We start from the raw sequence: 14,734 nt of genomic DNA on the forward strand, positions 1-14,734 counted from the left end.
GATCTCACCAGACGTCTTCGGTGGGGATCAGGTCTGGGCCCTCATCCAGCTCCTCGAGAGGGGCGGCATCGGAGGGGCTGCCCAGACGTTGCTGCTCTTCCGGTGTGAGGGCCACGGTGCTGATCTGACTGGGATCGAACCCGTAGAGCTCCATCGGCACATAGTCGTCGTTCTCCTCCACCAGATCGAGCTGGGTCACGAATTCGCGCAGGAACTGGCGTGGCACCACGCCGACGTCACCGCGGAAGCCCTTGGTCACCTCCGCCACCAGGCGGTCGATGAAATCGAGGCTCACCCGCTCCTCGATTACAGAGCGGGTGGAGGAGGGATAGAGCTCGCGCAGGCGCAGGGCCACGGATCGCAGCCGCTCGGCATCAAAGGGCACCAGCTCGAGCTGAGCCTGGCGCAGGCTGGCAAAGGCTCCCTGCTTGAGGAACCGGATCCGGTCATGCAGTGGCGTTAGCCCTGCCACACCATGACGGGTGTCGAAGAACTCCGGTGTGCCGGTGAACAGCCAAAGCATTCCCGGGTAGGAGCCCGCCGCATCGGCGATCTGGCGGATGCCATTGAGTGACTTGTGGCGGGAGTCGGAGCGCATGCGAAGGATCGTCTCCGCCTCATCGATCACGATCAGCAGGCCCTTGTAACCAGCGGCTTTGACGATCTCCAGCACACCGCGGAGATAGTCGAGGGCATCGCGGCTGCCGATATCCCCCTTGATGCCCGCCACCTTCTTGGAGGCGGCGGCCACATTGCCGCTGCCGCAGAGCCAGGAGATCAGCGCACCCGCCTCAGACACCTCACCCTCTTGCTTGAGGCGGAAGATCGTCTGGATCACCCGGATGAAGTCCTGCGGCGCCTGGCCTCCGGTGAGAGAAGCCAGATCGGCTTCCAGCCGCTGCTGCACCTTCTCATCAAAGTCGGTGGCCTCCTCGTCTTCTCCAGCTGCGATCAAGGCGTCCTCCACCCGCGCGATCCAGCGATCGAGGATGTCGCTGAGGGCGCCGCGGGGGCAGGTGGAGGTGCCCAGCTCGGTCATCACCTTGCGGTAGACGTCATCAAAGCGATGGAACTTGAGGTCGTTGTCGGAAACGACGACGAAGCTGGTGGCAAAGCCCCGCTCCTGGGCATCGAGCAGGGCCAGGCGGGCCATGAAGGTCTTGCCGCAGCCGTAGCCGCCCCGCAGGAACTTGATCGTGCCCTCGCCACCACCGGCCAGCTCCAGCTGGCGGTGCAGCTCGCCGCGCTGCTTTTCAATGCCCACAGCGAAGGTGTCGATGCCGCGCTCAGGCACCAGCCCCTTGCGGAGCGACTCGAAGACGTGTTCGACGTCCTTGGCGGTCAGGGTGGCCATCAGCTCTGCTCCTTCACGTAGCGCTTGACCTCACCCACCACCACGACGCGGACGGCGAATGGGGCTCGGCTGGCCAGCTCATCGACCTGGAGGGCAAAGCGCCGTGCAGCCCGGGGCGAGCCCAGCATGGCAGCCACCTCCGGCTCAGTGATGGCGCCGTAGGCCTCCAGGTGGGCAAACAGCTGGCGGATTTTTCCGTCCTCTGAAAGGGTCTCCACCCAGGACGATGACGCGCTATGAGGCCCGGCCGCGGGGGCAGGTGCTAATTGTTCCGCTGCTCGCTCGGATGGGCGCTGCGGCGCCGTGGAGAGAGCGGTCACCGGGAAGCGGGCCTCGGGGATGCAGGGCGCCACCTGATCGGTGGCGCTGGGGTGGAAGACCTCGACGCGTACTTTCTCCTGGCTGGATCCGATCAGCCGGAAGAACAGCTCAAAGGCTTCACCCACCGGGGCCTGGATGACGCTGTCCTTCACCTGGGCGGTGCCGCGGGCCTGAGACAGCTCCACCTTCAGATCCGGGTTGTCGGGGCACTTCAGTGCAAGCTCGATCCGGCTTCGGCCACCAAAGGCCAGAGCCAGCTGCTCCACCGTCTTCACCTGAATCTCCAGGCAGAGATAGTCCCCGAGTCCCTGTTTCTGCTGAGCGAGGACCTGGTACTGCTGGGTGGAGCCGCCAGGCTTCTCGCGATGCTCGATCGTGAGCACCGGGATCAGCCGCTCCTGAAGGCTGTTGCCGCCATGCACGAAGCGCATGTCGTGCTTGCCGGTGTCGAACACGGCGGTGTCCTCCGGCATCATCAGCTGAGCTTGCACGCCCTGGTAGCCGAGATCCGCCAGGGCCACGCGCACTTCCCCGTCATGGTTGGCGGGATGGGGGCGGAAAACATGGCGGCGTGACGGGGTTGTCTTGGTCCCGTGGCTCCGCACGGCCGGCGGCGCTCCTTCATTGAGCAGGAAGCCGTGGTCCGAGGTGATCACGAAGTTGCGGACGCCAGCGGTGCGTAGTCGCTGCCAGGCGGCCCTGAGGCTCTGCAGCACCCGATCGAAGACATCAAGCCCCACCCCCTTCTCGCCGGCGGCGTCGATCTCGCGGCTGTGCACCATGAGCAGCCGGGATTGCTCCACCTTCTTCTTGAGGGTGTCGGCCTTGAGGCTGGTGACCTCCTCGAGACTGAGCCTGAGGCAGGTGCCACTGGCAGTGCGGGCCTGCATGGCGCGCAGGCGCGTGTCGGGGTTGGTGACCAGAAATTCGCCAGCACGGAATCCCTGGATCGCTCCGCCATCGTTGGAGGAGAGGCTGGGGCTGAGGCGTCCCTGCGAGACGACCGGCGCCAGCACGTTCATGCCCACTTCCGTGACGGTGGGGAGCTCCGCAAGCCGTGCCTTGAGCTGCACAGTCGAGGCCGGGGTGTCCTGCAGCTGCTGGAACAGCTCGATCGCCATCTCGTAGCGGAGCGCATCGACGAGAAACACGGCACAGCGCTGGCTCTCGCGGTTCTGGGCATTGCGCAGCAATGGCTCAACCTCCTCAGCGAAGAGCTGGCGCTGCTGCAGCCCAGGACCGGGCAGGAAGCCATGCTCCTTGCAGAGGGCGTTGAAGGCGATCGCCCAGCGGTCGGCCCACTGGCGCCAGAGCTGACGCAGTCCATCGAGTTCCACCAGCAGCCGCTCGAACGCCGGGATCTGGGGCGCAAGGGCTGTGAGGCGCCGTTGCTCCAGCAGCCTGTGGGCCTGGTCCACGGCGGCACCGCGCTCCACATAGCGAGCCACCGCCTGCTCCAACGACGGCAGGTTGCGTGGCAGGTCACCGGCATGGGAGACGGCCTCACCGAGCCGGGCGGCGGCGGCGATCAGCTGCCATGTTTCGTGGCGAGCGGGATCCTGCTGCAGCCAGAAGGAATCGCTTTGCTGCTTGCCATCACTGTTCAGGCGCTGAGCGGCCCACTGGGCGGCGTTGCGGAATTGCCGTTGCTGCAGGGCATCGAGGGCCGCTTCAAGAACGGTGCTCTCCTCGAAGCGGAAGGTGTCGATCCGTCCCAGGTCTTCTGCCTTGGCTTGTTCGCGTTCTTCGTTCAGAAGCAGCTCGGCTTCATCGGCGGTGCGCTGATAGAAGGCGGTGTGGCGTGCGCGCAGATGGCTGGCCAGCTCGCGGCAGGTGGTGACCAGCCGCGCCGGGATGTCCTTGGCGGCCTCGGCTGCGGCTCCCCGTGGGGGGCGCTTGAGGTCGTGGACGTATTCGACGACTAGGGCCCAGCTGGTCAGGATGAAGGCCAGGTCATCCCGTTGCTGGCGGCTGGCCGGCCGGCCGGATTCCCACGTCCCCTGGCTGACGTTGACCTGAGCCAGGGCCGACATCACGGCGTTGCTGATTGCATCGCCGAGGTCCTCGCTGTCGTCTGAGCCAGGAAGAGTCTGTGGGGCGGGCCGATGCCAGCTGCCAGGAAGCCCGAGCGTGGCCTCCATCGCGCGCAGGAACTGATCGCGGGCGTCAGCTGAGTTGATCTGGCGGCAGAGAGGCCCATCCCGGAGCAGCTGCTCCACCACCTCCACCACAGGGGTGGAGCGGACCTGTTCGTAGAGCCCCCCGCCATCGGCCTGCAGCTGGGCCTCCAGCCAGGAATCGGCCATGGCCAGGGTCTCGGGCTCAGTGGCCACGAAGACATCGATCGCCTCTGTCGGCACCTGGCCAGCCGCCGCCTCGCGGATCAGAGTGCCGAGGGCCTTTCGGAAGCGGACCCCGCTGCGATAGAGCCCCAGCACAGGGGTCTGCGTCACGGTATCTTCCGTGAACCCCGGCAGATGAATCAGCAGCCGCGGCGGATCGGAGCCTGCGGCCACGGCATCGAGGTCCAACATCAGCGCCAGATGGCTGCCGCGGAATCCATGCACGGCATAGGGGAGTTGCTCCTGTGCTCGAAGGTTCTCGAGTTGATCCACCAGCTCCGTGTAGTGGCCGTCTCGGTCGAGCCAGATGACGATGCCGTTCTGCTGCACCCGCTGGCGCAGCTCAGTCTCAAGAGCAGTGGAAATCGGCCCCAGCTGGGTCATGCGCCAATTACCTCGGGTCCACCCAGGGCGAGCGCCAGGCCTCCCTGCACGCTCTGCTCACCAACCACGGCTCGGCCCTGAGCTTCATCGGGGGCCCGCAGGCTGAACAGGGCGCCCTGCCGGTCCGAAAGCCGTTGCTCCACAGCCGCCACCTTCTCGGGTAACGCCGACCAGAGGCCGGCTTCGAGAATGCGCATCTCGCTGACCACCTGGCGGTTGTCGCCCCGGCCCATGCGGCGGATCGCTTCCTTCTCAACGGCAGCCAGGGCTTCGTCGGGATGATCCGCAAGCCAGGCCAAACGATGGGGGCCGTCGCCGCCGTCGCCGAGGTCTCTGCCACCGGGGCGATAGGGAGGTTCTTCAATGCGGAAGTCCGGGCCAATCTCCTGCTGGAGGCGGAGTTCCCAGGCCCAAGCCCGTTCAGGGTGGTAGCGCCAGAAGCAGCCGTGGGCGACGCCGAGAGAGGGATCCTTCTGGCACTTGGCATCCACACGGGTGGGCCAGTAGCGCATCGCCAGGTGAGCCCAGTCGTAGTCCTTTTTGCCCTGAGCGCTGGCGAGTTCCTTCCACCACTTCTTGGGATCCTTCCACTGGTGCTCCAACAGTGACCACAGCGCCGCGGAATTGATCATCACGCCGTCATCCAGGTCGGGGTCATAGATGGCGTCCTGCTCCCGCTCCGGGCAGCGGCCATCAGTGGGCGGTGGGCCGCAATCGGTGCATTGCTCCACAGCGTCGATGAACGCCTGGAGCTCCTCGCGCCAGCGGGTGAGCCTGCCTATGCGGGTGTCGGCCTCCCGTGCGGCCTTGCGATCCTCCGAGTCGCGAATCTGCCGAAGGTCATCCAGCTCGCCATCGATGCGGGATCGGGCTGGAATCAGATGGTCGGCCAGCAGGATCTTCAGGGTCCTCTCATCCATTCGATGGATGTTGACCCAGGCCACAAAGGTCTTGCCTGAGGAGCTCAGGGGCCAGTGGATCGGGCGGTTCTCATACATGCACTTGTGCACATCCTTGAAAAAGTCCAGACGCAGCCAATCGCGTAGGCTTCGGTTTGGAGAGATGGTTGTGCCATGGCGAGACCAGGCCTCATGTAGTGAAGCCGTAGCGCCTTCGCCAAGGCCATCTCGCAGATCGTTGTCCTCCAACGATCCATCGAGGAACAGGATTCCTGCAGGTAGGGCATGGGTGAGATCAGCTTTTGCCGGATCGAGGATGCCAGCGGGATTGCTTGTGATGGGCTGACCCTTGTCATCCACAGGGGCAAAGCGGCCTAGGGCGACGCCAAGCGCAAAGCTCAGGTGATCGGTTGGGGGCTCGGGGTCGAGTTCTTCGATGTATTCGGGGAGGGGTGAGCCTTCGGGGCGGTCGACGGCCTGTTGAGCCCATCTTTGGGTGTTGTGCCAAGACGTAGGGCCAGGCGACACAAACTCAAGCGACGGCTCCCGGTGTGCTTCTTGCACAGTGAATGACTCGTCAACGCGCTGGAATATCTCGTCTGAATGCAAATCCTTTGCATTGGGCAGCCTATTGACATCGCCGACCTGAAAATTAACCGTTGGATTTAAAGACTCTAAGATGCCCTTGGCAAGTGATGAATTGAACAGGCAGGTGACCTGTCTGTAGTCGCTAGTAAAAACAGAGGACCCCGCGCTATCGATGATACTCCTGAATCGATGCGCCCTGCCAGAAAAAGCAGCCCCAATCTTGGCAAAGGCGACTCCAGGCGAGAAATAAAATTTTTCATTTGGTATCTTCCATGCGATGTTCCCATAGCGTTCGTCTATTGAAATCTTGATCTCCATCCCTAGATGCTTCCATTTGATGGCATGATCAGTGGGCTGAATCCACTCGAGCCCACCTCCCTTAATGTAGGGAGCCCATCTGAGAGCGCACGGGTAGAGACCTGGAAGCGGGTCTTCGACTTTTACCAACGGGAGTGGTAGTATTTCCCACGCTTTTCGTATGTATCTTGCATTATTTCCGGTATTTACTCCAAACCTTGCAGGAGCCGCGGATCCTATCAGCTCAGTATTGCGATACAAGCGCAAGATGCCATCGTCCCACCAATAAACGAGCGGCCAATCAGGTATTGCACTAAAGCTTGTAGTTTGAAATTGGTAAAGTCCTTCTTGAGCTAGCGTTGCCGCGCGCTTACGTGCCGTGCGAGATCGGTCGTACGAGATGTCTGACGCTGGAGTTGGCATTTGACTAGATCCAATGCAAAGGCTCGGAGCAGATTTGAGTATTGCTGTTGCTGATACGTTTAAGAGATCATTGGCAACATCATCAAAGGCGCCTACCGCAAAATCTCCAACAAGCCTCAAGTCACTATTCAAGAAGAAAGACTCCCGCAGCTCGGCGTACTGCTTGATAAACATCCAGTTTCTCATTGTGAGCATAGTCGATAGTCCGCCAGGGGCGCTTAGGTGCAATCCTCTCAGCAGGAATGCTGCATACAAGTCAGCCTTGCCTAATTGATAATGGGTGTCCAGATATTGTGTCGACGTCATCATGGACGTCCCCTGATAGGGGGGATTGCCAACCACTAGGTGGTACATGCCTTCTTTAAGAAGGCGCACAAATCTGACGCCAGCCGCAAGTTGCTCTCCATGCAGTCGAAGGCCAAGGTCGTTGGCGCTGGAGTGTCGTGACAAAAATTGTTCGAGCAACTCGTGGAGGTCGGCACGGACTTCACTTGCAGAGAAATCCATCTCCGCTTGTACTGGTGGAGCACCGCCAAAAAGGTCTGCTTGGACCTGCAGAGCCTTGTTCTGCAGTATCTTGAGGCGGAGCTCCTGTTTTGCGATCGCAGCATCTACTGCCTGATCGATTTTCAGCAGGCTGCCAAGGTGGTCAGCGCCCTGGAGTGCTTGCAGGATCTGACTTGTAAATTCCCCGGCTATTCCTGTCTCAGCCTCAATATCGGACCGAAGTTCCACCAAGGCCGGATCGTCATCAGGAAGATCGGCCAGTCTGAGGTTCGGTGCCACCAGATTCAACTTTTCAGGCTGAATCTCAGGGCACAATCCCTTGCCTTTCAGCCAGAGCGATGCCGCGGCAATCTGAACGGCGCGGGGATCGATATCGATTCCATGCAGCGTATGGGAAAGGACGTGCTCCACGATCGCCCGATCGCTCCAGTCGGGGGCGTCCTGTAAGCCGCGATGCCTGGCTTCTTCCTGGAACAGGGCCAACAGAAGCCTCAGCGCCACCACCAGGAAATGCCCTGAACCCACGGCGGGATCGAGAATTTTCCACTCACGCACTGATGCGGGAGCGAGCTCAACAGCTTGATCAGAAATCTCCTGTCCCAGCAAGAAGTAAGCCCAACGCCGTTCTTCAGCACTCTCCAGGGGCATCAGCTCTGTGAGGCTCACCTCTCCCGAGGCACGCCTGGCACGCCACTCCATGCGGCGTTCCTCCAGCCGCTGCAGGGTGCCATTCGCTTGCACCTCTGGCGTCCAGCCATGCTTTTTGCACAGCGTGAACCACATCAGGCCCAGGCTGTTCTGCAGCATCCAGTCCACCATGTAGCGCTCGGTGAACATCTGGGTTTTGCTGGCGATCTCATGAGGCTCGATCTTGCCCCCGTCGTTGATCTTGGCGTCGAGTCGTTCCCGTTCCGGGTCGTTCCAGTACTGGTACACCCAGCCCAGGGTCATGTCGTCGGCCCAGCAAGTTTCCAGCTCCTCCTTGTTCAGCTCCTCCACCGCATAGCGCAGGGTGGCCGGTGGGATTGGAATCAGATCCGCAATGCCGGCTGAGCCAAACAATCCCGGCAGGTCTTCCGCCAGCTCCTCATAGACGAGCTGCAACAGGAAGCCAAAGCCTTCGGTGGGGTCATCACGCACTACACCCCGTGCCAAGTCCCGGAAGTCTTGGTAGGCCGTGCTGCCCCAGCCGCCCTTGATCAGAGAGGGTTTGCGCAGGAGTTGGCCGGAGGGGCCGGGCTCCTCCATCAACCGCAGAATCACCAGCCGGTTCAGGAGCGTGTAGGCCGCCTGCTGCTCGGCCTCCCGCCGAAAGTCATCCCGCTCCCGCCGCCGTGCTCCAGATGGCTGAGCCCGAACCTGCTCATCCAACCAGTCATCCAGACGCTTGCGCTTCGTCCGGGCGGCTTCGTCAAGCCCGGCGTCCTGAGGCCGCACCGACAAGCGGTAGGCCGATTCCGTGGCGACATGCAGATCGTCAAGCAGCCGCTGCCGCAGGCCACGAATCGTGCTGGAGAGCGCCTTCTTGGCTTCGGGGGTCATCGCCATCGCCGCTGTCCTCAGAGAATCCGCACTCGGCCGCCCTGTTGCACCAGCGGCAGCAGGCGGCTCTCGATCTCCCTCGCCAGGGCTCGCACATCCTCTTCGCTGTTGAGCTCCCGGTTGTGCAGTCCCAGATCCACCTGTTGCGTCAGCTGGGTTTCCTTGCCGGAGGCCACAAGCAGCCGATCCAGCGTCTCCACGGCCTCCTTTTCCGCCCGTTGCAGGCGCGCCACAAACGGATCCTTCAGGTCAACCAGGCTTGGAGCGATCGCTTCCTCATCCGTGCTGATCACACAGGCGGCAAACGGTTTGAGTACCGCATGGCTCTGGTCCGCTCCCAGCGTGCTGTAGCCGCTACAGCCACGCACCTTCTGGCGGCTTGCCTCAAGACGTTGCTCCTGCTCCAGCAACAGCTGCCGGCGCTCACTGCGGTAAGCGTTGCGGATCTCTTCGAGATCGCCTTCCAGGTCCGACAGCCCCCGCCAGGGATCCTGGCTCCCGAGCTTGCGGCGCACCCGCTTGGCAGCCGCTTCCACGTTGGAGGCCTGTACGCCCAGGCCCTCAATCTGGCTGGCCATGCGCGTCACCACTGTGTGGGCATCCCGCAGGGCCGTCACCGTGGCGTCATTCACCTCAGCCTCAAGCACCTGCAGGGTGGTGAGCCCATCGCGCAGGGCGTCGAGATGGCGCAACACCGCCTGCACCGTCGGTCGCGTCAGCCTGGGATTGCGCAGGCACTGCTCCAGGGCTGTCTGCAACTTGGAGAGGGCGGCGGGTTCCTGGAAATCCCCAGGTAGGCGGCTCAGCCGGGTTTGTACCTCCCGCAGGCGCTTGGCCAAGTCGGGGAACAGTTCCGACACCGCATCGGCGATCGGGCCCTCCTCCCGGTCGAGATCCCGTTTCAGCAGTTCGTCGAACAGCTTGCAGATGCGCGCCCGGTCCTGACGGCTGGTGCCGCCATCGCCGCCCTTGCTGAACCGCGCCTTGCGAAAGCTGCGGTCCTTGTCGAACAGGTCCTGCACCCCGGCATCCCGCCTGGCGGTGATCTCTGGACCGGTTTCCGATTGGATCGCGATCTTGCCGTCGCGCAGCAAACCCGCCACGCAAGCTTTCACCACACCCGGCGCATAGCCATAGGGAGCGGAGCCCAGGGTCTTAAGCAGCTCGGAGCCTTCCAGTCCTGGGTCGTCTTCAATCGTCTGCAGCACCCGCCGCGGAATCTCGCCACTGCAGGCGGGCACATAGCGGCCGGTATCCAGCTCCAGAATCCCAAGCCCCTCCGGCAGGAACTTGGTGGAGGCACCGGTGAGCTCGGGCTGCAGCAACTGGTTGAGCTCTGTGGGCAGGATCTGGATCGCCCGGAAGTAGGGGTAGAGCAGGGGCAGGGCCTGGGTGCCGGCCGCCAGCAGCGCCGCCCCGAAGCTCTGGCCGCAATCCTTGGGATTGAGGCTGCGGCCCTGGAAGTAGAGCGTCCCCTCCATCCAGTTCTGAGCGATCGCCCGTTTCAGCTGGGGGATCAGCGCATCTCGGCGGGTCTGCTCATCGAGCAGCAACCTCTGCCTCGCAGGCGGCAGCGACTCTCGCCGCGGCTGGTACTTCTGGATGATTGCAATGGAGCGATGCAGCTCCCGGGCCAGGTCTTCTGCTGCATCGCTGTTGCCCGCGATCCAGAGCAGCCGCTTCTTCAGCTGGGGCTCCTCCGCTGAGCGGCGCACCCAGGCGCTCTCCACCCGCTCATCCAACGGCAGGCAACGCAGATCAAGCGTCAGGCAGGCGTCATCGCGGGGATCCAGCAGCTGGGCGTCATTGGCGTAGCGGCCATCCGAATAGCGCACTTCCCAGGGGAACGGCCGTCCCTCCAACTTGGGCCGTTCGGTGCCGGAGACATCACCCATCAGGCCCCCAAGGCTGTCCTGCAGCTGCTTGCTCAGCTCCTGCCTGCTGAAGGGGAAATCAGCCCGCTCACGCTCCCACTCCTCCCCGGCGGTGGACTGAATCTTGAAGCCCTGCTTCTCGGAGTAGCCGAGCAGGTTGCGTCGGCGCAGCTCTTCGAGGGCCTGGCGCACTGCGGGCTGCTGGTTGCCCCCATCCATGCGATCGGCAAGGCACCGGGCCACCAGCTCTTCGGTGGTGGGGTCGGTGTCCTGAATCAGTTCCAGCAGGGCCACCGCCTTGGCGGCCCGCAGCATCAGGTCACTCCCCTCGCCCGTGCACTGGGCCTGGATCCGGGCCATCGAGGCCTGGGTGTCGGCATCGAGGGCGGTGTACTGCACCTCATAGACGCGGTCCAGGCTCACGAGGGTGCCGATCGGGGCATCAGCGAGCTGCTGCCTCCGGAACAACTCGCCCAGCAGCTGCAACAGACCGCGGATCGCCTGGTCATCGCCCTGGGCACGGCTCGATCGGGTGCGCAGAACCGAGGTGATCCGCAGGATCAGCTCGATCTGCCCCGGCAGCAGCGGGTACACATCCACGAACGCATCGGCCGTGGTGTCCTCACAGCCATAGGCGTAGAGCTTCAGGTCGGCGCGATGGCGATCGAACAGCTCCCGCAGCTCGGCAGCACCCTCTGGGGTCTTGGCGAGGATGCGCTGGTGCACCACATCACGGATGTTGGTGGGCGCCAAGTGGACCTGCAGCTGGGGCGGGAAGCGGTCCTTCGCCCACGACAGAAAGGTGTCACCGGCTGCCTCATCCAGCTTCTGCTGTCCCAAGGCGAGCAGCCAGGCCTTGCCCCGCAAGGTTGAACCCAAAGCAGAGGCGAACGCCCGCAGCCGATCGGTGCGGTCCCGGTTGTTGAGAACGTACTGCGACACCTCGTCGATCACCAGGAACAAGGTGGCATTCGGATTGCGGTGCTTGAGCATGTCGCGGATCGCCTTCACCACCTCTTCTGGTGAGTCGTGCCGCTGGTGGGTGCCGGCTCGGCTCTCGAACCAGGCCATGGGATCCCGGTACAGATCTGGGAACAGCTCCGACATCACCAAGGAGAACTGCTCCTCGGCGAGCTGTTGATCCTTCACCGCACTCCAGGGTTCTCCGAGGGTCTGCTCCGCCTTCTCAAGGAATTGCGGCCAGTGCCCGTCCCGCTCGAGCTTCAGCTCGAAGTCGGCCACTAGGGGCTCGGTTGAGCAGTACCCAAGGCGCTTCTGCAGTTGGCCGAGGGCGACGGCATGCACATGCTCGTTGTCGCGTGCGACGCTACCGATGTCGAACACGACCGCCATCGGCTCGATCTTCATCCGTAGAGCGTCCCACGCTTTCTGGAATTCGTTTGCGTTGGGTGAGCTGTCACGTTTCAGCCAGGCCTCGGAGAGCGACCTGCCATCCGGCAACGTCATCCCATCCAGCGCCAAGCCCAGCAGCTTCGCGAAGATCGACTTACCCGATCCGAAGAAGCCAGAGATCCAGGCCGTCGGCAGCTCCGGTCCACCCGGTTTCTCCAGCTCCCGCGTGATCCCCTGCAGCAGACGCACGTACTGCTCGTGAATGCCATCCGGCACCCTCTGCCGGTTCGGATGCCCATCTGGCCAGCCCCCCGTGATGATGTATTCGCTGACCTCAGCCTGAATCTTCTCGGGTGTCTGCTCATGGAAATACACCACAGGCGAAATGTCCCGGGTGACATCCGATTTGAAGAGGGTGTGGAGGGGTTTGGATGTCATGGCTCTCTCGTCAGGGGTAGATGCGGGGGCGGTAGTCGCTATCCGGTGTCAGCAGGCCCATGAACGACAGGGATGTGGGGCCCTGCTTGGTGCCTGGATAGAGCAGCACCACGGGCACGTTCTCGGTCTGGCCGTCCAGGTGCCGTAGCAGGGCAGATGAGCGGAAGAACGGGTAGAGCCCCCCCGCCCGACCGATCAGCACAAGGGTCTGATCGACTTTGTCGGGGTGCTGCTTTACGAAATCCTGAATCAGCCGCTTGCAGTCGCCGGCCAATCCCTCGGGGCCCTCCACCAAGGGCAGCAGCTTGCTCTTGAGGTAGTTCAACCCCCGATCGAGCTGCCGATCCGCCATCCGCTTCTCCATCGCGATCACCTTCTCAGACCAGTCGTCAGGCTGTGAGCGAATGCGGTCGAGGAGCAGCTTCTGCAGATCGATCGACAGTACAAACCAGCCCTTGGTCACCAGCTCCGCGATCAGTTTCTGGACTTCAACGCGCATGACGTACTCGTCCTTCGGGTCGTACTGGACGATCGCGAAGCGGTAGTTCCGCATCGTGCTGATGCGGGGGCCATCCTCCGGATCAATGAGGTCACGCCGCAGGGCCTCAATAGCCGTGTAGACCTGGCCAAACAGAGGAAGGGTGCTCGTCATGCCGCCACCAGCTCCCTCTGGTCAGCACCGCTCCAGCGGGAGTGAGCGGCCCACTCCGCCAGGTCGCGATGCTTCCAGCCCATGTCCACCAGCTCGCCCTGACGGCCAAAGCTCAAGTCCGGCAACCGCTTGAGCCGATCGGTGAGCAAGCCCTCCTCCAGGCCAACCGAACGCAGGTAGGGATTGGCCAGCAGCGTGCCATGGAAGTCCACCTCGCGCAGGAGGTGAAGCAAGTAGGCAAGGGCGTCATCCGGAACGGGAGGAAACACGATTGGGCGTGGATCCCGTTTCCCCTGGATCAGGCCGGCGCTGTGGGCCGTGGACAGAAGCTTGCTGGCCAGCTGCAGACGCGTACTGCCTGACCACCGGCCCCCGCCGGCATCCCCCAGCCAAGTCACCGTTTGCTGCCTGCTGATCGTGGGCAGCCCCTGCTGAAGGCGATCAGGAAGGAACGTGCCACTGAACTGCCGATAGAGCGGATCGCTGAGTTGCAGATGCCAGTGGCAGATCAGCTTCTGCGTGTCGCCACCCATCCGCGTCCAGCCACGCAGCACATCCAGGGCAGCTGGGAAGGCCCCATAGCGGGCCCGCAGGTTCGTGAGCAGCTCACGCAGCCGGCTCAAGCTGCGATGACCAAACCAGCCCGCCTCGAACGCCTCCTCTGCGTGCAGCGGCTGTTGGCTGCTGCTTTCCGCCCAGAAGATCCGCGAGTTGGCCGCTTCAAGCGTGCACTTGAGCACACGGGTGTGCAGGCGCTCTTCCTCCCTCGGGCGCGGGGTTGGCTTGCTGGCAGCGGCCTTGCTCATGGCTTCACACGGAAGTGTGGCAACGGGTAGGCGTCGCTCAGGGGGGCCAGCGCCGCTACCAGCTGCTGCACCCTGCGGTCCAGGGCAGTGGGAGCTGTCCCTTTGAGCTGGCGGCCCGTGGGAACCGGATCGCTTTGGGCCGGTCCGTAGCCCTCGACCCACTGCTCGAAGTGCGCGCGATCCCAGGGTTCATGCAGCGTGGCCCCGAGCACCTCTACCAAGCCGGGCAATGCCTCCTGGGGTGAGAGGCCACTCCTCTTGTGGGTCTGCAGGCGCTCCTCGATCTGCTCATCCAGCTCGAAGCCAAAGCGGAACAGCGTCACCAGTTGGTCGGGGTCGCTGGCCTTGGCTCGCAGCTCCTCGTCCTTGCGCCGTGCCGCTTCCCGCACCGCCTGGAACACGGCCCAGGGGTAGGTCTTGGGTAGCAGGCGTCGCAGCAGGTCCTCACCACCAAATTCGGAGACCAGGTCCGTCTGCCACCAGCTCAGCCGGGGTTCCTCACCACCCTCGCCGGCCCAGGCCACCGCGATCTGAGCGGTGAGGGCCAGGTCCAGGTCGCTCGACGTAACGACCTGAGACCCGCGGTGGTTCGCAGGCTGCCCCCCTGGATCAGCGGTGAGTTCGAGGAGGGTCACAGGCTGGGCAGGTCCCTGAGCGTAGGGGTCTGATTCTGGTTCCTGGCCTGCGGGATCGGTGGCGGGCTGACGTAGGGAGAAACCTTGACGAGCTATGCGTTTTCTGCATAGCCGCTGTACTCGATGGGGTGCCCAGTCACTGTGTGCAGTCCTTCTGCACTGCACCACTCCAGCTGGCAATCGTCTGTGTAAGCGAAGGCAGGGGGGGCAGAGCCTGAAGCGATACCGGTAAGCGGCCCTGTGGCTGTGGCTTCATCCCGACGGGATCAGAGCACTTCATTGAGAGCTCGCCGGAGCAACAGAAAACGCACACGGTGGA

The 14,734-nt window shown here is 63.2% G+C and carries 7 protein-coding genes; all 7 read right to left on the bottom strand.

From position 1 onward, the window contains the following. Positions 1-4: 4 nt before the first annotated feature. Genes brxD through brxE form a run of 7 tightly spaced genes read right to left on the bottom strand, consistent with a single transcriptional unit; the run spans position 5 to position 14,415 of the window. Positions 5-1,354 (bottom strand): BREX system ATP-binding protein BrxD, encoded by a 1,350-nt coding sequence (brxD, locus tag ACLV7J_RS09425; RefSeq protein WP_411868848.1) that lies wholly within the window; start codon positions 1,352-1,354, stop codon positions 5-7. Further along, a complete protein-coding gene (gene pglZ / locus ACLV7J_RS09430; RefSeq protein WP_411868849.1) occupies positions 1,354-4,401 on the bottom strand; it encodes a BREX-6 system phosphatase PglZ in 3,048 nt (1,015 codons plus the stop codon). The genes brxD and pglZ overlap by 1 nt, the downstream gene beginning before the upstream one ends. Further along, positions 4,398-8,663 carry a BREX-6 system adenine-specific DNA-methyltransferase PglX gene (gene pglX, locus ACLV7J_RS09435; RefSeq protein ID WP_411868850.1) on the bottom strand — a complete coding sequence of 1,422 codons (4,266 nt, stop codon included), beginning with the start codon at positions 8,661-8,663 and terminating at the stop codon, positions 4,398-4,400. Before pglX ends, pglZ begins: the two co-directional genes overlap by 4 nt. 11 nt (positions 8,664-8,674) lie before the next feature. Next, a complete protein-coding gene (gene brxC, locus ACLV7J_RS09440) occupies positions 8,675-12,322 on the bottom strand; it encodes a BREX system P-loop protein BrxC (RefSeq protein ID WP_411868851.1) in 3,648 nt (1,215 codons plus the stop codon). Between the two features lie 10 nt (positions 12,323-12,332). Continuing rightward, positions 12,333-12,974 carry a DUF1788 domain-containing protein gene (locus ACLV7J_RS09445; RefSeq protein WP_411868852.1) on the bottom strand — a complete coding sequence of 214 codons (642 nt, stop codon included), beginning with the start codon at positions 12,972-12,974 and terminating at the stop codon, positions 12,333-12,335. Next, a complete protein-coding gene (locus tag ACLV7J_RS09450) occupies positions 12,971-13,780 on the bottom strand; it encodes a hypothetical protein (protein ID WP_411868853.1) in 810 nt (269 codons plus the stop codon). The genes ACLV7J_RS09445 and ACLV7J_RS09450 overlap by 4 nt, the downstream gene beginning before the upstream one ends. Next, positions 13,777-14,415: a BREX-6 system BrxE protein gene (gene brxE, locus ACLV7J_RS09455; RefSeq protein ID WP_411868854.1), complete on the bottom strand. Its 639-nt coding sequence runs from the start codon at positions 14,413-14,415 to the stop codon at positions 13,777-13,779. The genes ACLV7J_RS09450 and brxE overlap by 4 nt, the downstream gene beginning before the upstream one ends. Between the last annotated feature and the right edge of the window lie 319 nt (positions 14,416-14,734).

The sequence above is a fragment of the Vulcanococcus limneticus LL genome, assembly GCF_943369875.1.
GTDB classification, from domain to species: domain Bacteria; phylum Cyanobacteriota; class Cyanobacteriia; order PCC-6307; family Cyanobiaceae; genus Vulcanococcus; species Vulcanococcus limneticus_A.

Bases quoted from the DNA above. Each gene is read 5' to 3' on its own strand.
- brxC (WP_411868851.1), bottom strand. From the start codon at position 12,322: ATGACATCCAAACCCCTCCACACCCTCTTCAAATCGGATGTCACCCGG.
- ACLV7J_RS09450 (WP_411868853.1), bottom strand. From the start codon at position 13,780: ATGAGCAAGGCCGCTGCCAGCAAGCCAACCCCGCGCCCGAGGGAGGAA.
- pglZ (WP_411868849.1), bottom strand. From the start codon at position 4,401: ATGACCCAGCTGGGGCCGATTTCCACTGCTCTTGAGACTGAGCTGCGC.
- brxD (WP_411868848.1), bottom strand. From the start codon at position 1,354: ATGGCCACCCTGACCGCCAAGGACGTCGAACACGTCTTCGAGTCGCTC.
- ACLV7J_RS09445 (WP_411868852.1), bottom strand. From the start codon at position 12,974: ATGACGAGCACCCTTCCTCTGTTTGGCCAGGTCTACACGGCTATTGAG.
- pglX (WP_411868850.1), bottom strand. From the start codon at position 8,663: ATGGCGATGACCCCCGAAGCCAAGAAGGCGCTCTCCAGCACGATTCGT.